This window comes from Vibrio renipiscarius, assembly GCF_000827885.1.
Classification (GTDB): Bacteria; Pseudomonadota; Gammaproteobacteria; order Enterobacterales; family Vibrionaceae; genus Vibrio; species Vibrio renipiscarius.
The window spans coordinates 301,663-320,236 of the sequence record NZ_JTKH01000024.1 but is presented as its reverse complement, the minus strand read 5'-3'; the positions used below and the strand labels follow the sequence as shown (position 1 = coordinate 320,236).

Sequence of the window (18,574 nt, the reverse complement as noted above, 5' to 3'; positions counted from 1 at the left end):
TGAGGTCTTCCTACTTCAGATAAGCTGAGACGTTGTGCTTAATATAATAGATACATCCAAGCACAAGACATTTGAAACACTTTCGTGCAAGTCGGCCTTTTCACTGAAAACAACCCTAATGGTATGCTTTGCATCATCTTTTTTGGTTTAGAATTAGAGTATATTCATTTGATAAGCATGTAATTTAATATGGGTATTCCTCTTGTATATCAAAAAACTGACAGTCAAAAACTTCAAGAAGATAGAAACAGGTGTCTTCGATTTTAACGAGAAAGTAAACATCCTAGTTGGCGATAATGATTCAGGGAAAACCACCATCCTTGAAGCACTAGAACTTGTTTCTAGCTCCAACTACAGAGGCAAATCAATAAATTCATCACTATCGCCTCACCTCTTCAATGGTAATGCAGTCAAGACATACCTTGCTGGCAACAAATCCAAGCAAACACTGCCTGAAATTCTTATCGAAATGTACATTTCCGATTGTCCAGAATATAGAGGCAAGAACAACTCACAAAATAAAGAAGAGGAAGGAATTTACATCAAGATATGCTTCGATGATGACTTGACCAGCACGTATGACGAGTTCCTCAAAAATGCAGCATCAATTGATAGCGTCCCAACAGAATTCTACAAAGTCGAATGGTTTAGTTTCGCTTGGGAACCGATTAAGTTTCTAAATCGAAAGGTTAAAGGTTTATTCATAGATCCAACGAGACTTCATCCTACTTATGGCAAGACACAGTACCTATCGAATATCATCAATTCCTCTCTATCAAAAGAGCAGCAGGCATTATTAAACTTAAACTACCGTCAGTTGAAACACTCATTTGAACAACAGAAACAAATACAAGATATAAATAACAACCTTGATGCAACCAATCAAGTAACAGAGCAAAATCTATCAATAATTGCAGATACTAATTCAAGTACAGTGGAGTCAGGTCTCCAACTTGCTGTAGACGACATTTCATTTATTCATACAGGTAAAGGCGAACAAAACAAGATTCAAATTAAACTAGCTCTCCTAAATAAAGGTGGAAATGTTAACTTCATAACAGTAGAGGAACCTGAAAATCACCTCTCTCATACAAACCTGAGTGCATTGATCAAGTTCATTTCAGATAATAGTGCCAACCAAGTCTTCATTACAACTCACAGTTCTTATGTTCTAAATAAGCTCAGTCTCAACAACCTATGTTTGATTGCTGATAATTATTTGATGCTCAAAGACATTGACTCTACTACAGCCAAAACTCTGCAACGCTTGCCAGGATACGACACTCTAAGGGTAGTGCTATCAAAAAAGGTTATTCTTGTCGAAGGCCCTTCTGATGAATTGCTATTGAAAAAGAAATACTTACAAGATAACGGTAAATTACCAGAAGAAGATGGAATCGATATCATTGTTGTTCGTGGCATTGGTTTTAAACACTACTTGGAAATCGCCAAACATATTGGAACCAGAGTAAATGTGGTCAAAGATAATGACGGCTCTTATGAAAAAAATATCACTAAATATGCTGAAAATTACCAATACCCCAACATAGCTTTTTTCTCCGAAAATAATGACGAACTTAAGTCTCTTGAGCCATCACTAATTGAAGCGTCCTCCAAGGATGAGGACACACTAAAAAGATTCGCAAAAATCGCTTTGTCGACTATTACATTCAATCAACTAGATAAGATAGACAACTTAGATAAACAAAAAGAATTTTTTATTGCAGTTTATGTCGGTGAAAACGGAGATAAAAACAATGGCTCTAAGAAAGTAGATTCAGCCATCCGCATTTTCGACAGTCAAGAGGACATTCAATACCCTGAGTATCTCGTGGAGGCTTTGAAGTTTGACTAAGAAATTATTTATAGCATGCGCAGGAGCAGGCAAGACTACACAAATAGTCGAGGAATCAATCGCGCTCACTGAAGCAGGAACTAAGGTACTGATTATTACCTATACTCGAAGCAATCAAAATGAATTGCTTAAGAAGTTTGAAGAACTTGGAGGACGGCACAATGAACTATTCGTTGTAAAAGGCTGGTACTCATTCATTCTAGAGGATGTTATTAGACCTTATCAACAATGCATATTCTCTAAACGCATAGATGGTATCTATCTAAACAGTAACAACCCCCACATGAGAGAAGGTCGCAATATTTTGGGTAGAGGAGAGAAGGTTGGTGCGCTATACAATCCAAAACACTACTTAACATCAAAAAATCAAGCTCATACTGAATTCATCGCGAAACTAGCATGTCGAATAATCAAAACATCTAAAGTAGACATATCTGAGCGTATTGGAGCTATCTATGGCCGCATTTACTTAGATGAAACTCAAGACTTTGCAGGTTGGGACTTTGACCTAATTAAACTGCTCACTAAATCAAAAGAGCTTGAGATTCATGCTTTGGGAGACTTTAGACAAACCATCTACCACACATCCTCAAAGCCGAAAAAGCCAGCTTCTAGTGCAGAGAAGCGAGTTGAGTACGTCAAAATGGGGTTTGAGATTGAAGAAATGAATAATTGTAGGCGGTCAGTCGCTTCTGTTTGTGCTTTTGCAGACACTGTACATGCGGGTGAAGGCTATACTGCGACAGTATCCAAAGTTGAAACACCCAAAAATGTTTCCCACACTGGTATACATTACGTAGCGCCTAAGAATATTGATCTATACATCAAACAGCATAACCCATTGATACTAAGGCACTCTGCAAATTCAGGGAAAATGCTCGATAAGTACGACAACTTAATGACATTTGGAGAATCTAAAGGAAAAACAACAGAGCATGTGCTTATTCACCCAACCGAGCCATTTATCAAATTCCTTAAAGGACACGCAAAGCCGTTTGGAGCAAGTGCAACAGCAACAAGTCAAAACAAGCTATATGTAGCTATAACTAGGGCACGGTACAGCGTCGCGTTTATTGTTGAAGAAGACCACTTCAAAGGTATGCTTTGGCAACCAACCAACTAATATATGGCGATGAAGAATCATCACCAGTGATAAACGCTTCACTCGGAAAATCGGACTTTTAAATGCAGACCTTTACTAGCATAAATAAATCTACGGCTATTTTGTTTTGTCGATCCTACTGATAATTTTATCTAAAGTACTTTGAGGCAGATGTGAGTTAGCTTATTCACTTTCATGTCTGTGAGCGGTCTATTTTTGTAACTTACTCTCATGAACATTAGATCAGTTCCATGTTCATGAAAATGACCACATGTCTATTTCACGAACATTTAGGTGTTGGTACGGCAGTATCACCATGGTCTTGCTTGATGTTTCCATGAGCGTTTACACCTAATCCATTTAGGCGTTCATTTTCCCTCTCAAGGTGAAAGCTCTTTTCTTTTAACACTTCAGTGTTAGTTCTCGATTCCGAAAGATCACTGGTTAATGTCTTAATCGTTTGTTCTGCTTTCTCCAGCGCTTTGTTGGCACTTTCAGAACGGGTGGTGGATATTACGAGCTGTTCTTTCGTGGTATCCAACGCATTATCAAGATCGAAATTCTTGAGTTCCAATTTCTCAAGTTCTAAGCGCCTTTCTTCTAACTGAGTCGTCAAAACGGTTTGCTCATTCATTAATACCGCATTTTGGGTGGTTAACTCGTTGATCAAGCGCAGAGAGTCATCCAGCTTAGTTTTGAGTTCATTGAAATCAATTTCCAACAGCTTCAATTTCTGTGTTTGGTCAGAGTTAGCCTGTTCCAGTTCCAAATGCCTATCTACAAGTTCATAATTTTGTTGTTCAAGGCTTTCATTAATTGAAACCTGAGCGCGTACGCGCTCCTCTGTCGCTATTGTGAGTGTTTCGGCAATGGTTCGAGCTTCTATCGCTTGTTCTTTCTCATTGAGCGCTCCTTGAAGCCTTGTTCGAGTCAATTGTTCATGATGGGCGTTTGTAATTTCATTGAGTCGAACAATAAGCTCAAACATCGATTTTGCTAGTGCGGCCTCTGACAGTTTATAAGCTTCCTGAATCTCTAGAGGCAAAGGTGCAGGGTCAGCTGCGATGGTGCTGGGTAGAGTTTGGATTGCATCAGGATATTTCACGAAAGCGGGGAGTATTCCCATTTCCGTAAGACGCTTTATGTCGTTATCGAATGAGGTTGTTTTGCCTTTGAGTAGTACTTCTCGTACACGCCAGCCTTTCGGTTCTATACCTCTGTTTAGAAAGTCATTAACGACATTGATTAACTCTTCTTCTGTATATGATTTTGGCCTAGCCATCTTGATCACCTTTGTTCTCGTTATAAGTAGTGAAGTGTATTGGGAACGTTAGTTAGTTAGTTAGTTAGTTAGTTAGTTAGTTAGTTAGTTAGTTAGTTAGTTAGTTCGTAACAAACTAACTTTGCTGCGTCTTCACAGGAAAAGTACGATGGTTTGGTGATGTTCGTCAAATGGTGTTTTTTTAAGAAAGTTTAATAAAATTAATTACTTAAAATGAACTTTATCTATAGTGAAAACAAAAGACATTTCAAATTAACGGTTGTTTTTCAACTGTGTGGATTTCGGTTTTACTGGTTTTTTTGGGTAAGCTAGTAGGGGAAATAGCGCTTTTTTCTAGTGACTAAAATTGAGATCTTATTCACAAATGGATGGGCTGTTTCTCTAGGAAATACAGCTAAGCTAATACTCATTAGTCTAATGGTTGTTAGCTTAACGTTCATTAGGCTAACGTTCGTTAGCTTAACGATCATTAGCTTAGCTTTCTCTAGACCAAATAAGCCCGAAGTATTTTGATGAAGTTTGATTCTGTAGGGGTGTTATAAGTCCATTATTAAGGACTTATAACGGTGTAAGCCCCTGGCGATGGTTATAAGGACATTATAATGGACTTAAGAAAGGTGATTTTCTGACAGCGATATGATGGTATTGCTTGGTGAAGGTGAGTGCGTACTAAGAGAAATCTCCTGTTTCAATTCTAGCTATCATTTCGAGGACTTTTACTTTTCCATCCGCGCTTTTTAGTGCCTCTAAAGGGCTTACACCACCTAGTGGTTTTTTACTATTGCTTAGCCACTCATCGCATAACGCTTCATCATTAAAAATGGCCATCAGGCGCGACTTAATTTCAGCATCTAACTGTTCATTCATTTCTGTTGTCTCCTATAAGCAAGCAAAACCATGTTATTCGCCAGATGCAGCAGAATAGGGCTTCGGGAATGCCATGGTTAAATCGATTTGATAGATCAACGATACATTACAGATCAATCGTTTTCATATCTTCGATGTGCCTCTATATTTTCTATGAGCGTCGAAACATGCTTAACAAGCGCCTGAAATTTATGGCAGGAGGAGGTGTTTAGTGACTAATCGAATTCAGTCCAAAGTGGGTCTTCTCCGATGTGATACAGGGTAATAAGGCCATTTAGTGTCTGATTGATACTGTTTAAACTACCGCTAAATGAATCAGCATCGGGCAGGATTTTAGGAGTAGGCATAGCTATGCCTACACTTCGAATGGCAGGTTTGTATTCAAGTCCTTCGATAGAGCAGTTATTGATGAACGCTGTGATGATTTGTGGATTATTGATGAGGCGATCATCTGTAAAGCGCAGGACTATTCGTCCGTTACTCAGTTGATGCTCTAGCGTTATGGCCTTATTTGAGTATGGTTTGAAGTAAAACCAATCTGTTCCTTTGGCTCGATCATGCTCGTATACGTCGACATTCAAGAATGGGTAGTTTTCTTGGAGATAGGCAGTATATTCAATACCAAATTCAGTTACTTGTTGGTTCACTGATTTTTGAAAGCCACGTCTTTGCTGTTCGATTGCAGCCAAGATGATATTGCCCTTATACGTTGACCTTACGTTCTCTAGGCTCAACAAATGCTCCATGATGCATTCATACGACAACTCGTATTGGTACTTCTCTTGGTTTGAATGAAGATATTGCGCTGGCGCGACAATGCATGTTTTATAGCTATGCCACTCACCATTGGCTAGCCCTTCTTCTCCCCGTTGATTGTAACGTTCGGCTTGGTTTTGCTGAGGAGTCGCATCAATCTTGTTTTCGATGAGCAGACTTAGCGCTGTTCCGTCAGTAGCCTCATATAAAACGATGATATCCGACTCACCGTGGTAACTAACGATTGAGTGCCATGCTCCCTTAAATTCGAAGTTTTCTGATGAACCAAGAATTGAGGCCAAAAACCATTGATTGAAAAGCTTATTGGTGTGCAATTCTTCGATAAGCAATAAGTCTATGTCACGCTCTCGAACTGCTTCTAGAATGTTGGTTGTTTTTAACATGACTAAATCCATTTGATTGTTATCTATCAGAAATCACGGTTCTTAACTTAGCAGATCTAACGGTAGGCATACAACGATGGGTATTGAAACTGAGATCACTATAAACCCATGACTTAACTTAGTTTTGTAGTGTTAGGTTTTAGCAATTTTTAAAGAATGGTCACTCAATGGTTCTGATTCTAGCAGGCAGCCGTCGTTGTTATCACGGTTGGTCGTAGAGAAATGTGGTTTTTGAATAGGGCAGATCTTGCTTTCGTTTTGCCATGAATAAGTGTGGTGGGTTCGCCCGTGGTGACTAACTTTTGCCCCAAAGTGAGTTGTTCTTAATGAAAGAGTCGCTCTCGATGAATGATTTTTGTAATACTTTTAGTAATGGAAAGCAAAAAGAAAGACTTGGTCCCGTTTACGTATTTGTGCTGCTATTTTTTATATCCAAAACACTATAAACTCTTAACTTTAAATGAAATTATTTGACTGTGTTTAATCAGTTTTTGTAGTTTTAGTATCGAAATTATAAGATTTATAAATGGGTTGGCTATGGATATTACTATTACCAAAAGAAAAACGTCGATGTTGCTTTTCTGTATTGAAGAGGCTTTAGGAAAGTACATTTTTGATAATGAACATGCTGTCACGGCTTCGCACCACAACATGAAAGACATCAATATACAAGATGCTATAGAAAGAGCATATTTGGATGATATATTTCAACTTGTACTTAAAGCCACAATAGGCACACCGTCAGAAAGTTCGGTGAAGCGCTTATACAAGTTATCTCATGATCTTTGTTTGTTTGAAGTTCGTAACGCAATTGCCCATCCAAATAGACCATTCTTAGACGTTTATTGGTATCGAGTAGCAGCTCTTGCCGCAGATCCTGCGTTTGAAGCATTGGGTATAAAAGAACCTAAGTCTACACTTTATTCTGCAGAGCAAGGGACGATATCTGAACCTCCTGAAGGGTGGGATAAAAAATATTTATGGAATATTCCTAATAACTTACCCCACAAATTTGAATCTGATATAACAGGGTTAATCGGGCGTAATAGAGATCTAGATGAGTTAAAGAAAAAGCTATCTAGCCAGAGAGTTCACACAGCTGCCATTGTTGCGCCTGGAGGATTTGGTAAAACTGCATTAGCTTTGGATTTACTTAAGCAACTAGTTTCTTCGTCTGAGACCACAAATTGGCTTGATGCGGTTACATACGTTACGTTGAAAACAAAAACATGGTTAGACGATAAATTTGTAGACCTTCAAGCGGTTGACGAAATTGAGAAAGTGGAACAAAACATTGCGGAGCAGCTGGGGATTATCTTTGATGAGTACATTGATAATTTGGAACAGGCTATAGAATCTTTCGGTGATAAGCGCATCCTTATTTGTATTGATAATCTTGAAACGATCATAAGAGATAATGATGATGAATTTCAAAGCTTTATTGATAAGCTACCTAGAGAGTGGAAGGTAATTGTCACTAGCAGAGTTACAATTACAAATGCATATATATATTCACTTCAAGAGTTGAATGAGAGAAATGCAATTCATTTAGCTAGAATGTACAATAGAAATAAAGGTGGTGACGAGCTCCCTCAAGATAAATACACTCAAATCGCGAATCAGTGTTATTTTAACCCATTGGCAATAAAAATGACGCTAGATCTTTACTTGACAGGAAATCAATTACCAGAGTCAATAGGTAAGGCTAAGTCTAATATAGCTAATTTTTCATTTAGCAATTTAATTGACTCCCTTTCTGAGAATGCTCTAAAAATTCTTGAATTGGTTTTTTCGAAGCCTGATTGTAATAGAAAGTTAATTTGTGAAATGTTAGGTGTTTCTACAGACTATGCAGCTGAAGCTATAAATGAATTATCTCGAACTTCGCTTTTGAATAGAACTCCAAATAAAGATAAAGAATCCTACGAAATTAATGGTTCCATTAAAGACCTGTTAATTATAAATCCTAAGTGCATTGCCATTAGAGAGCACATTCAAGCAAAGCTTATTCAGCAACAAAATGTTTTACATCAGATCGATATAGATCAAAGGGCATCAAACTTCCCATGTTGGCATATACAGTTTCTACCCAATGATATAGAGTCAGGTTTAAAAATAATCATGGCTGACTTTGTGAAGTTTAGGTTTGCAAAAAATGCAAATAAAGGAAAATTATCTGAGCTTTACGCTTCATTTAGTCAAAATGAAGAGCATTACTCTGATAGTTATCTGTTCTTAAGATCTTACGCTAAAGTTTGTGAAGTTCTTCAATTGTATTCACAGGCGGAAAAGTTGTATTTAAAATCAATAGCATTGACTGATGATATGACAACGAAGTATATGATTGCTAGATACTATTTTGAAACATCGAAATTCGATAAATCAATTGAAATGTATGACAACTTAGTAAGCCAGATAAGAGCTGTAAAAACAGAAGATGATATCATTCCTTTTTATGACTCTATATATCAGGGATATTTTTTAAGTCACTTATATATAGGGCACTATGATTTCGTCCTAGAATATACAAAAAAATGGAAAGACGAAGAAGAGTTTAGTTCTTTGTTCGGAACGTATAGAGCAAGTGCATATAAACGAAAGATTGAAGCTACAAATAAAAATGATACCGCACAAATAGTTAGTATATTCAACAGTGCAACTAAAATACTTGATGATATATATAGGAATGATGGTTACTCATTAGCATCTGCGACGCAAGGCTTTAAAGTTATTGAAGAGTTGGTTTATTTTTATAAGTATGAACAGAATTGTCGATATGATAAGATCAGTTGCCTCCAATTTCTAGAGTTCTGTGATAAGCATTTAGTTGATATTGTAGATACATCTCGAAATAAGTCTTCTGAAGACATTAAGTTGATTGCCAGAGAGTTATCAAATATTTCTGTTCCAAATAATCCATTTGCATGCAAAAATTATTGGCAGTCTTACAGTAGTCCTAATTACAAAAATGCTATTAATCGCAATGATGTTAACCCAGAATATACGCTGGTGAAAATTCACAGATTTGCTGAAAATAAAGTAGGTAATCGAACTAACTTCTTGTTTTCTCGAGATGATAAAGACGAAGAGTATTTTGTTCACTTTGATTCACTTGAAAACTGTGATTGGCATGATTGGCTTAAACTTTCATCCAATGAGCAACTTGCAGTTAAAGACGCTACGCGTGTGCAAGGGAGAAATGCACTAAATGTTCTAAGTTGCTACCTCGTTGAAAGCTAGAAGGAAAGAGGTTTGATTCTTTAGACTTTGATCCATTTTTTCAATCAAAAACTTCTAAAAAGTGACTTTTCGATACTTGATATGATTAATTAATTGTCTAGTTGGAAGAGTCACTAACTCTCTTCTATTTAATCAGTTTAATAACAAAGTAATGAGATCGCGTCTCACCTTTTGCTTATCAACATCCCCTATACGTTTATTAATCCATAGATCACTAAATTAGCAAAGTCCCTGACACACAATTATCCAAAAGAGATTCAGTGAATATGAGAAGTCAGATATCCACTGAATGATTGCTTTCTGAGCCGTAAACAACAACGTGCCAAGCTATATGCTGGCACGTATGAATAGGCTAGTGTTGGGTTCGATCTAGTCCGTTATGATTCGCTGCATGCTGTTGTGAAGCTTATCAGTAACTTGGATTTTGTAGTCTGCCAAGTTGTGTACTCTAAGGTCGGTAGGAATACCGTTATCACGATAGACATTCAGTAACTTCCAATTGCTCTTTCCACGTTCCAGTTGCACAAACGTCGATTGAGGAGCGCCTTGATAACTAGCAGCAACTTTGGTGTAGACGGTTACGCAAACCTTGAGACCCACTTGGTCTTTCTTGTATAGGATTTCATCGAGCCTAGTTTGAAGGTCTTTAAGTTTGCTATAGACCTCTTCAGGAGTCATGGTTCGTACCGATGCTCGAACTTGGGCTAGCTCAAGGGCTTCGATTAACCCCTTAATTTTCATGATATTCATTTCAAGCCTCCTGATTCTGAGTTGCAGATCGGTAGTGCCTAAATTGACCTGCTATTCTTTGGATTGTGGCTGGTGGTACACCATGAAGATTCTGAGCCTGGGCACTTAGTTCAATTACCCCAACATCGACTTCTAACTCAATGCCCATCCTGTCAGTAAGTTTCTGATAGAACTCAATTTCCCCAAGTTTAATAAATCTACTAATTAGAACAACATTTCGACCTAAGGCTAAATTTCGTTTGGTTTTTAGCTGGCACCATGCATGTGCGTATCTGATAAGGCGAGGGTTGAATTGCTCAGCTTCGATTAGAACTGCATCCCTGTTTGATGCATATGCTTCTTTTCCTATGGCAGGGAGGCCAGGGAGAATAGTTAACGTTTGTTTTTTCACAAGGTATTCCTTTTTAAGTATTAATTAATATGCACTCTCCTTACACCTTCATTACGAAGTGAAATTGTTTTTTATTGTTTATTAATTGGTCAATTCATCTATGTTAGATCAGATAATTCGACTGCATTTGATGAGGAATCTATATGAGCAATAAATCTAGGTCAAGAGTTATTTTTTGCTAAATATCCTTAGTTTTCAATGATTTATTCATTACCCTGGTCGTAATCTATATCTAATCAGAAACAACAAGAGCGCGTCGAGTTGCATGCTACTGCATCACTATTGTTTGTGTTGGCAGTTCTTCTGCCAACTTTGGCACATTAACTGCCAACGTTGACACATCATCTGACATTCTTGGCACATTGAGTGCCAGTTTAGACATGCACCTGTGATGGTTTTTAATTTCGATATTAACTCGCGAATGTTAATTAAAAAGCTCTAGTTGCTTGTGCTAACTGGCTAGGTTTATCTAAACATTTCATTTATATATGCAAATTTGAAGTTTCTAAAAATTGGTTATAACAACCACTAGATACGCACTAAAAAGTTCTAAGTACGGATCCGTTTGATAAATTATAGGCTTTTTTCAACTGCCTGATTTTCGTGAGTTTTTCTGGTTTACATGAGGGTTTTCGCTAGCTAGTGTGCTCTCAAAACCACTAACGAGAATCAATCCGTGTTAAATCAAAAACTAAAATCAAAACGACGTTTAATCACGTTCTCCGACTTTGTTGATCTATTCAAATTGAGTGTTCGAAACTCCCATCAAAAATCGACAAGAAATGCCGATAATTCAAAACTGAACCAGCTAAACGGATACTTCGGTGAGTACGATATCGCGGAGATAAATCATGTCGATATCATTGAGTGGATCGCTTATGTTGAAGATGAAAAACAGTATGTAAATAAAACGATCAATGAGTATTTTCGTTTGCTCAGAGCGGTATTTAATATTGCCGTAAATAACGGAAATATGCCTAAATCGCCGATGACAGGCATCAGGAATAAGGTAATCAGTGAGTATGATTCAGCTCGCCCATTCACACTGCAAGAGCTAAGAACCATAGAGAATACTCAAGCTCAATTTGAAGACGGGAAATTGCTCGCATTAACGATGGCGTATAGCGGATGCCGTCCCTCAGAGGCGATTGCGCTAAGGGTATCGGATGTGGATCTAAAGAGTAATATTCTACGGGTGCAAAATGCGATGGTTTTGGAGGAGTTTAAGTGTACTAAGACTAAGGGGTCAGAACGAAAGATTCAGATCAATGAAAAATTAGGCGTTATTCTTCGTAAGCAGCTTAGCAACGCCGAGGCTAACAAGCTGGTTACTATTGAACGTAAGGGAAGAGATGGGAAGAGCCGTAAAAAAGAGAATGGTGTTTTTCTATTTACGGATCAGAACGGAAACCACTTCAAGGATGTAAAGACTTACACTCAGAAATTTTGGACAAGATTCATGAAGCAAGCAGATAAATTACATCTGAAAACATATTGTGAATCTATCGAGGCTCGTGGCATATCGCAAATGCGCCATACGTTTGCCAGCCATGCTCTGACAGCAGGAGTGAACAAAGATTGGTTAGCGAAGACGATGGGGCACGCTGATACCGAAATGGTTGATAAGATTTACGCTGAATGGATCGTCGAAGATGGAACCGATCAAACAAAGATATTAGATCTGCATTTTAATAAGAAAACCAACAGCGCAACGAACGCTAGCTCGTTTGAGAAGGTTGCATGATGAACAGCTCTAATTACTCAAAAGGCCCATACATTGAAGACCTGTTTATCAACAATGGTGAATTCGGAATCGAGCGAAGGATATGCGTTACAAGGAGTCGCTATGAACAGCATTCATTTGTTTTTTAGTGTCGCTAATTTTACGTATAGCCAAGCAGATAGAAAAGCGTTAAATAACTCACTTGCACACTCTTTGCGTATCCCTTTTCAGCAAGTGAAAACGCTCGAATGGCGTAGCCAGTTTGCTCATCATAATCTTATTACACGTTACGGCAAGACAGAACAATTGGAGCAACTCAATCTTGAGGAAAGAAAAGACATTTTGATAAACCTTTTGCCTGAACCTCGTGTAGCAAACCGCGAAGTAAAGCTAAAGAAAAGAGCTGAATCGAAACGTAAACTAAAGGAATCGATAGCATCAGAAAGAAAGCGAGCAAATAACCGTGCCGCTGATTTAATGCAGCGATGGCTCAATGTAAGCAATGGCGATGCTATTCCACCAAGCTGGTGGAGAAGCCTAAATGAAAATCCGCCGCCAATGGCGAGGCACAAACAGCGAATGAAAATGCTCACTGAGTATTTTGATTTACATAATGAGCTATGTGGATCTGAACCAAGATCGAATCAGGCGTATCTACAAGAGGTCGTTTTCAAAATTCCACATCGATGGAAAATTGATACGGGTGTTATTGCGTTGGAACAATACTCCGACATGGTAACGGCGTTCTATGAGGAATATTTTCCCGACTATGATGTACCCCTAGTCTTAAGTCATCATGACGAAAGGTTACTTAATACGAATACTGGTGCTCATTGTCATGTGTACGTCTCTACGCTAAATGAACAAACCAAGAAACGTGATTTACTAAAACAGCAGCGTATAGAAACAGCGAAATTTCAACGTTCGTTCGGCCCTGTACATAGGACTGAGTTACTGCCTTTTGACGGAAAGCTACAAGGCTGGCAGGTATCTAACTCTCAATTTGAATTTGATAGGATGTTTTATTCGTTTGTGAATGCTCGCTATCTGAATAGCCTCGGTATATCGGCAGAATTTTGCCCTGAAGTTGAGCGACGTTCACAGCAGCGTAGAGCCATGAATATTCAATCGACGCTGCCCAAGGCACAACGCAGCTTTAACCTTGAGAGTATGGTTAAAGAAGAAGTCGCAAACGAACGAAAGGCGTTAGCTAAGATTCAGCAATTACTGTCTGCGACAGAGAATCAATTAGCGAAGAAGCAAGATGCGTTACTCATGGTGCAAATGAAACATGCTGAAGAGTTGGTTCGATTTGATATTGAGACAAAACAGAGAAACGACAAGCTCTCTTTCTTGGATACCGAAATCAACGCCAAAGCTCAGGAGCTTACGCAAGTTAAAGCTGCTCTGGTACTCATGAGGAGTCAGTTGGCAGAGGTCACTGCGAAAGTTAAAACAACGATAGTGGCGTTGGTTGAAGCTAGTTTTATGCGGCTAGTGATGAAAGCAAACAAGAGACCTGCATTGGTTGAAAAGTTCACCAGTATGTTTCTCGACAACCTCAATGAAAACCTACCAGGTTTTTTGCAGCCACTAGCACTTTCTGCTCAATCTCTAATGACCAGTGAGAAAGCGGAGAAAGTCTTTCGAGCTTCCATTTCAGAGAACGAACTTTCATAACTAAAACCTGTCTTTTTTAACCATACCTAAAAGAGACAGGTCACTCCTCACAAATCCCCATTTAAAAAACAGTTTAAAATAGACACTATTTCGTAGACGGTTTAAAGTAGACAAAACGCTATTTTAGGGAAATACAAAATGATAAGAGCTTATTTAAGAGCCTCGACCAATGAGCAGGACTCCTCTCGTGCTAAGCAAGAGTTACGAGAATTCGTTAAATCCAAAAATCTACAGATTGCTTCTTTCTATCAAGAGAACATCTCTGGTACAGCAGCCGAACGTCCTGAATTAGATCGGTTGATTGAAGACTCTGAAGATGGTGATGTTCTATTGATTGAAAAAATGGACAGATTAACACGCTTGCCATTCCAAGTTTGGGAAACGCTGAAAGGGCGGATTAAGGCTAAAGGGATATCTATTGTTGTTCTCGACCAGCCTATGACCCACCAATCTCTCTCCAATGCTGACGTGTCAGTCTCGGCAATTCAGCAAGCGTTAACAAACTTCATGTTGGATCTCGGTGCAGCTATGGCTCGTGATGATTACGAAACGCGCCAGAAGCGTGCTCAGCAAGGTATTGCGAAAGCAAAGAGGGAAGGGCGTTATAAAGGACGACCTGTTAACGCAGAGACCGCACAAAAGTGCCGAACGGTGCATTTGCTTGTATCTGACGGTGAAACCGTCAGTGCTGCATGTAAAGCGCAAGGCGTAGGTAGAGCAACTTACTATAAGTACCTGTCTGCTCAACACTGATCGCTGAAATATACTCTCTAGCGTATAAATGGAAAATATACGCTGGAGAGTATATGAGGATTTGAATTACTGGGTAAAAGGAAGAGAGAAGATGTACGTTAGTGATCCATCAGCGTTAGCAAACTGGATGCGAGAAGCGAGACAAAACAGTGGATTGACACAAAAGCAGGCTTCAGAGTTAAGCGGACTAAGGCAAGCAACGATATCTAAAATCGAAAATGACCCAGCATCTTGCACCATCGAAACCCTGCTACGTCTGGCTAGAGTCTATCAATTAGAACTTCACCTTCTGCCGATGCTGGCTAAGGGAGAGAACTACAAGCACGAAATTTCTAAGTTGGATTGGTAGTTCACTACAGTTGCGATTATTGTGCGGTGTGGCTTATTGCATAAATTGCGGGCGCTCTATGGGTAGTGGGTGTCACATAACTCTATATAAATATGTATTCACTGGAAGTGTTCAAATATCACGCAATTAAATTGATATTTCCAATAAATTCGAAAATAAATATATCAAAATATAATGGTGTTAATATAAAATGCGCGTCTAATTAAATACCTAAGATTTATTTAAATAATTAATATGGCATACAAAACTACGTCTCTGGGTCAGGCTGTCCTTCGTGCGTCCGCATACGATAACTCTTATCTTCTACCTGCAATGCAGCGTCCTTATGTGTGGGAAAAATCTGACGCAATAAAGCTGTTTAATTCTATCTATAAAGGTTTTCCTATTGGAACATCATTACTTTGGGAAACCAAATCAAGTGGTGATAGAAAGCTTGGCGCAAACCGAGTGTATAAAATACCATTTGCAAAAACTGAGTCTAATCATCTATATGAAATGCCTGTACAAGAAGGGCAAGATATCACTTTGGTTCTGGATGGTCAGCAACGATTGACTACTATGAATATCGCTCTAAATGGTTATTGGGAGAGTAAGAAAGAAGAACGTGAAAAAATGTTCTTCAACATGGATGTTGAACCATCAAATAAAAGCAAACTTCCATTTGTTATTGCTGATAGTGTTGATGGAGATAACTATATTCCATGTCATGACATCATGAAATGGAAGACTAGAGATTTATTTGAAGAATATGTTTCGATCAATAATATATCATTGACGCTTAACTGGCATAAAAATATTAATAATCTCTATTCTAGAATTTGGGTCGATGAAGCTTTTTGCTACGGTGAGTGTAAAGCTGAAACTATGGGCGATGCTGTAGATATTTTTGTTGTATCAAATTCTTCTGGCAAGAGCTTGGATATGACAGATCTAATAATGGCTTACCTTTCTACATCATGGGATACAATTGATGCTAAAAATGAAGTAAAAACATTAGTTAGTGAACTGAATAAAAAATTCAATAAATCAAAACCGTTCAGCACTAAATCAATTTTGAAAATTTTCCTATGTGTATCAAAAGATGAGAAAGGTAACCTTTTACCATCAAGTACATCTAATATTCTGAAATCGTTAGATGCTGATTTAATTAAAAGACTTGAAAATCAGTGGATCCATTACCGAAAATCCATCTTTGATGTCTGTACTCTTATTGAGCGTTGGGGACTTGCAAAAGCAGGCTTACTAAAATCAACAAATGCTGTCATTCCTGTTCTTCTTTGGTTGATGAAAAATAATGTTGATATCACTTCAGAAACAAAAGATGTCGCTCAAAATTTGGAGCTTGCTAGACGTTGGCTACTTATGTCACTGATTAATGGTGTGTTTGGTGGTCAATCAGATTCAGCCATTGCAGATACAAGGAAAACTATTTTAGAAAGCAACGCAGATAGTTTGGCTTTTCCATTAGCTGGTCTTTTAAAAGATGGTGTTAAGCACGGCAAATATGCGTTTTATAACGAGTCTGATATCATGTCATTTTTGAGTAATTTAGAGTATTCTAAAGACAACTCAACAATTTCTTTATTGCTATATTTAGTCCGTGGTTCATATTTTAAAGGAATAGATCGAGATACGGCATATCATCTTGACCATATATTTTCAAAAAGTGACAATCCACTGGTGTTCATTAATAATATCGGAAATATTCAATTGTTGCCTAGTAAAGATAATCAGAAGAAAAGTAACAGACATCCTAAAATGCTATGGAATTCAGATAATTATGGTGACGAGTTTTTAGAGATGAATATTTTGCCAGTTAACCCGCTTTATACTGATGATGGAAACTATTTAATTTACGACTATCCAGAGAAGCTTATTCCAAATCGAGAAGTGCATCTTTCTAAGAAAATCGCTAGTTTGTTAGAGCTACAATAGTCTCAATTATGGAAATATAACCATATAATTAAGTGCCACTTATAGATGTTAAGTGGCATTTTAATATATTATCGCATTGGTGAAAGTGACTCTTGCAGAGTGAAAGTTATAATTTTTAGTAGATTTTCCCAAGGTGTAAGCTAGCGCAGCACTGACACATCTTCTTGCTATCCATATGTCCTATGATTTTATAAGAATTGCAAGATTCACAGTAACCAAAATATTTACTTCTTAATAGTGTGTTTACTTCCACGTTTAACTTACAATCTAATGGTAATTGTTTGTAAACTGACCAGGATGTTATAGGGCTATCAGGGTTACTCCAATCAATAGATAGAACTTCAATTTTAATAGAGTCGTTACTTCTGTTAATTCGAACACTGTCATTTAAAGCTTCATACATTGTAGTAATATCAAATGACATGTTTCTAAAACAGCTCTCTTGTAGATTATGCAAGTAATTTTCAATAAGGAAAGGAAGAGCTTTGTTGAGCCAGAAATCAATTGATACTACTCCTGAAGACATACCTCCTTGTGAGTAACGTTCAACAAATACCTCTGATGTATTTTCAATTGAACAGCCTGTAATATCTTCGATGCATCTTACAATAATAGCTTCTATGTCTTTTTGATCTTTAGGTACTTCTTCGTGTTGAAGATGCTCAGAAATCTCGTCCCATAGATGCGGATCTCCTCGTAGTCCCCACTGTTTAGGTTTTATCTGCATTAGCTCTTTAAAGTTCATTTTTGACCTTCACTAGAAGTTGAAGTTGTTTGACTAGGTTTTATATTGCTGAAAAAGTCAAAATCAAAATAGTGTTTTTTGTCTTTAACTAGGCACTTGCCAAGACTGCCATCTTCGCATGCAGCCAAAGGGATAGAATTTCGGTCTGCTAGGTCAGATAATGCACCGAAGTAAATGCTGTATGTCGTTTTATCAAACTGAATAGCCATCCAATATGCCTTTGCTCCATATGCTTCTTCTGCTTTTTGGGCTTTTGCATAGCAATTGTTCCCTAAATTGTAAGAGCTATTTATCTTTCCATTCGTTTGATATTTATTTCTAGCCTTAATGCTGATGACTTGTTTTTCACCGTTGAATTCACCGTATAGGTCTGCAAATGGGAAGTTCATTTTGTCGTCATTGAGGTTACGGACTCTATCGTATCGAGCATCAACCAAAGCTTTTACTGCAAATAATTCACCTAGTTCGCCCAACGATTTTTTACGCAAAGCTTCTTTTTTTCTTTCGAGTTCACTCATTTGTGTCTTAACCTTTACTGAACCTAGGTGTAGCCCTAGTAATCTCGTTTCGCTATGTGAAGATGATCATCGCAAAAGAATCTAGCAAGATTTCATTACTGATAATGCTGCTATGGATAGTGTGTTACAGGTAGCAGCATGCGATTTTAATCTATTTGTTTCATAAAGAGATATAGTGGCTGTGAAAAAATCTCAGTGGTTAATCTTGTAAATGGGCTGTAGTT

At 37.9% G+C, this 18,574-nt stretch carries 15 protein-coding genes; 8 read left to right on the top strand and 7 right to left on the bottom strand.

Features of this window, described 5'->3' with window-relative positions:
* The first annotated feature begins 202 nt into the window (after nucleotides 1–202).
* Both OJ16_RS15075 and OJ16_RS15070 read left to right on the top strand, forming a co-directional pair.
* Nucleotides 203–1,855, top strand: coding sequence for an ATP-dependent nuclease (locus OJ16_RS15075; protein WP_040992070.1), 1,653 nt, complete (start codon nucleotides 203–205; stop codon nucleotides 1,853–1,855).
* Nucleotides 1,848–2,978, top strand: coding sequence for a DEAD/DEAH box helicase family protein (locus OJ16_RS15070; RefSeq protein WP_040992069.1), 1,131 nt, complete (start codon nucleotides 1,848–1,850; stop codon nucleotides 2,976–2,978). Before OJ16_RS15075 ends, OJ16_RS15070 begins: the two co-directional genes overlap by 8 nt.
* A gap of 259 nt (nucleotides 2,979–3,237) precedes the next feature.
* On the opposite strand, the gene OJ16_RS15065 is transcribed toward OJ16_RS15070, so the two are convergent.
* From OJ16_RS15065 to OJ16_RS15055, 3 genes are all read right to left on the bottom strand, one after another.
* Nucleotides 3,238–4,239 (bottom strand): coiled-coil domain-containing protein, encoded by a 1,002-nt coding sequence (locus OJ16_RS15065; RefSeq protein WP_040992068.1) that lies wholly within the window; start codon nucleotides 4,237–4,239, stop codon nucleotides 3,238–3,240.
* 669 nt (nucleotides 4,240–4,908) lie between these two features.
* Entirely contained in the window at nucleotides 4,909–5,106 is a 198-nt protein-coding gene (locus tag OJ16_RS15060) for an MbcA/ParS/Xre antitoxin family protein (protein WP_040992067.1), read from the bottom strand.
* A 215-nt stretch (nucleotides 5,107–5,321) separates the two neighbouring features.
* Nucleotides 5,322–6,266, bottom strand: a complete 945-nt coding sequence (locus OJ16_RS15055) for a hypothetical protein (protein ID WP_052810370.1) — start codon at nucleotides 6,264–6,266, stop codon at nucleotides 5,322–5,324.
* A 537-nt stretch (nucleotides 6,267–6,803) separates the two neighbouring features.
* On the opposite strand from OJ16_RS15055, the gene OJ16_RS15050 reads away from it, so the two are divergent.
* Nucleotides 6,804–9,506 (top strand): NB-ARC domain-containing protein, encoded by a 2,703-nt coding sequence (locus OJ16_RS15050; RefSeq protein WP_152613858.1) that lies wholly within the window; start codon nucleotides 6,804–6,806, stop codon nucleotides 9,504–9,506.
* 369 nt (nucleotides 9,507–9,875) lie between these two features.
* On the opposite strand, the gene OJ16_RS15045 is transcribed toward OJ16_RS15050, so the two are convergent.
* Both OJ16_RS15045 and OJ16_RS15040 read right to left on the bottom strand, forming a co-directional pair.
* Nucleotides 9,876–10,256, bottom strand: a complete 381-nt coding sequence (locus OJ16_RS15045; RefSeq protein ID WP_040992065.1) for a hypothetical protein — start codon at nucleotides 10,254–10,256, stop codon at nucleotides 9,876–9,878.
* A gap of 1 nt (nucleotide 10,257) precedes the next feature.
* Nucleotides 10,258–10,647: a hypothetical protein gene (locus tag OJ16_RS15040; RefSeq protein ID WP_040992064.1), complete on the bottom strand. Its 390-nt coding sequence runs from the start codon at nucleotides 10,645–10,647 to the stop codon at nucleotides 10,258–10,260.
* A 676-nt stretch (nucleotides 10,648–11,323) separates the two neighbouring features.
* Between OJ16_RS15040 and OJ16_RS15035 the strand changes: the two genes are divergently transcribed.
* The 5 genes from OJ16_RS15035 to OJ16_RS15015 all read left to right on the top strand — a co-directional run bounded on the left by OJ16_RS15035 (nucleotide 11,324) and on the right by OJ16_RS15015 (nucleotide 17,087).
* Nucleotides 11,324–12,391 (top strand): tyrosine-type recombinase/integrase, encoded by a 1,068-nt coding sequence (locus tag OJ16_RS15035; protein WP_040992063.1) that lies wholly within the window; start codon nucleotides 11,324–11,326, stop codon nucleotides 12,389–12,391.
* A 102-nt stretch (nucleotides 12,392–12,493) separates the two neighbouring features.
* Entirely contained in the window at nucleotides 12,494–14,050 is a 1,557-nt protein-coding gene (locus OJ16_RS15030) for a hypothetical protein (RefSeq protein WP_040992062.1), read from the top strand.
* Nucleotides 14,051–14,188: 138 nt separating this feature from the next.
* Nucleotides 14,189–14,803 (top strand): recombinase family protein, encoded by a 615-nt coding sequence (locus tag OJ16_RS15025; protein WP_040992061.1) that lies wholly within the window; start codon nucleotides 14,189–14,191, stop codon nucleotides 14,801–14,803.
* A 91-nt stretch (nucleotides 14,804–14,894) separates the two neighbouring features.
* Nucleotides 14,895–15,152 (top strand): helix-turn-helix domain-containing protein, encoded by a 258-nt coding sequence (locus tag OJ16_RS15020; RefSeq protein ID WP_040992060.1) that lies wholly within the window; start codon nucleotides 14,895–14,897, stop codon nucleotides 15,150–15,152.
* Between the two features lie 234 nt (nucleotides 15,153–15,386).
* On the top strand, nucleotides 15,387–17,087 hold the full coding sequence (locus OJ16_RS15015; RefSeq protein WP_040992059.1) for a DUF262 domain-containing protein: 1,701 nt from the start codon (nucleotides 15,387–15,389) through the stop codon (nucleotides 17,085–17,087).
* Nucleotides 17,088–17,202: 115 nt separating this feature from the next.
* Here the strand turns inward: OJ16_RS15015 and OJ16_RS19635 are convergent, their stop codons facing one another.
* Nucleotides 17,203–17,832, bottom strand: coding sequence for a hypothetical protein (locus OJ16_RS19635; protein WP_052810371.1), 630 nt, complete (start codon nucleotides 17,830–17,832; stop codon nucleotides 17,203–17,205).
* Nucleotides 17,829–18,350, bottom strand: a complete 522-nt coding sequence (locus tag OJ16_RS15005) for a hypothetical protein (protein ID WP_040992058.1) — start codon at nucleotides 18,348–18,350, stop codon at nucleotides 17,829–17,831. Before OJ16_RS15005 ends, OJ16_RS19635 begins: the two co-directional genes overlap by 4 nt.
* Between the last annotated feature and the right edge of the window lie 224 nt (nucleotides 18,351–18,574).

What these genes read in the sequence shown, in the direction of transcription:
- OJ16_RS15065 (WP_040992068.1), bottom strand. Translation starts at nt 4,239, where the DNA reads ATGGCTAGGCCAAAATCATATACAGAAGAAGAGTTAATCAATGTCGTT.
- OJ16_RS15060 (WP_040992067.1), bottom strand. Translation starts at nt 5,106, where the DNA reads ATGAATGAACAGTTAGATGCTGAAATTAAGTCGCGCCTGATGGCCATT.
- OJ16_RS15055 (WP_052810370.1), bottom strand. Translation starts at nt 6,266, where the DNA reads ATGTTAAAAACAACCAACATTCTAGAAGCAGTTCGAGAGCGTGACATA.
- OJ16_RS15050 (WP_152613858.1), top strand. Translation starts at nt 6,804, where the DNA reads ATGGATATTACTATTACCAAAAGAAAAACGTCGATGTTGCTTTTCTGT.
- OJ16_RS15045 (WP_040992065.1), bottom strand. Translation starts at nt 10,256, where the DNA reads ATGAATATCATGAAAATTAAGGGGTTAATCGAAGCCCTTGAGCTAGCC.
- OJ16_RS15030 (WP_040992062.1), top strand. Translation starts at nt 12,494, where the DNA reads ATGAACAGCATTCATTTGTTTTTTAGTGTCGCTAATTTTACGTATAGC.
- OJ16_RS15025 (WP_040992061.1), top strand. Translation starts at nt 14,189, where the DNA reads ATGATAAGAGCTTATTTAAGAGCCTCGACCAATGAGCAGGACTCCTCT.
- OJ16_RS15020 (WP_040992060.1), top strand. Translation starts at nt 14,895, where the DNA reads ATGTACGTTAGTGATCCATCAGCGTTAGCAAACTGGATGCGAGAAGCG.
- OJ16_RS15015 (WP_040992059.1), top strand. Translation starts at nt 15,387, where the DNA reads ATGGCATACAAAACTACGTCTCTGGGTCAGGCTGTCCTTCGTGCGTCC.
- OJ16_RS19635 (WP_052810371.1), bottom strand. Translation starts at nt 17,832, where the DNA reads ATGAACTTTAAAGAGCTAATGCAGATAAAACCTAAACAGTGGGGACTA.
- OJ16_RS15005 (WP_040992058.1), bottom strand. Translation starts at nt 18,350, where the DNA reads ATGAGTGAACTCGAAAGAAAAAAAGAAGCTTTGCGTAAAAAATCGTTG.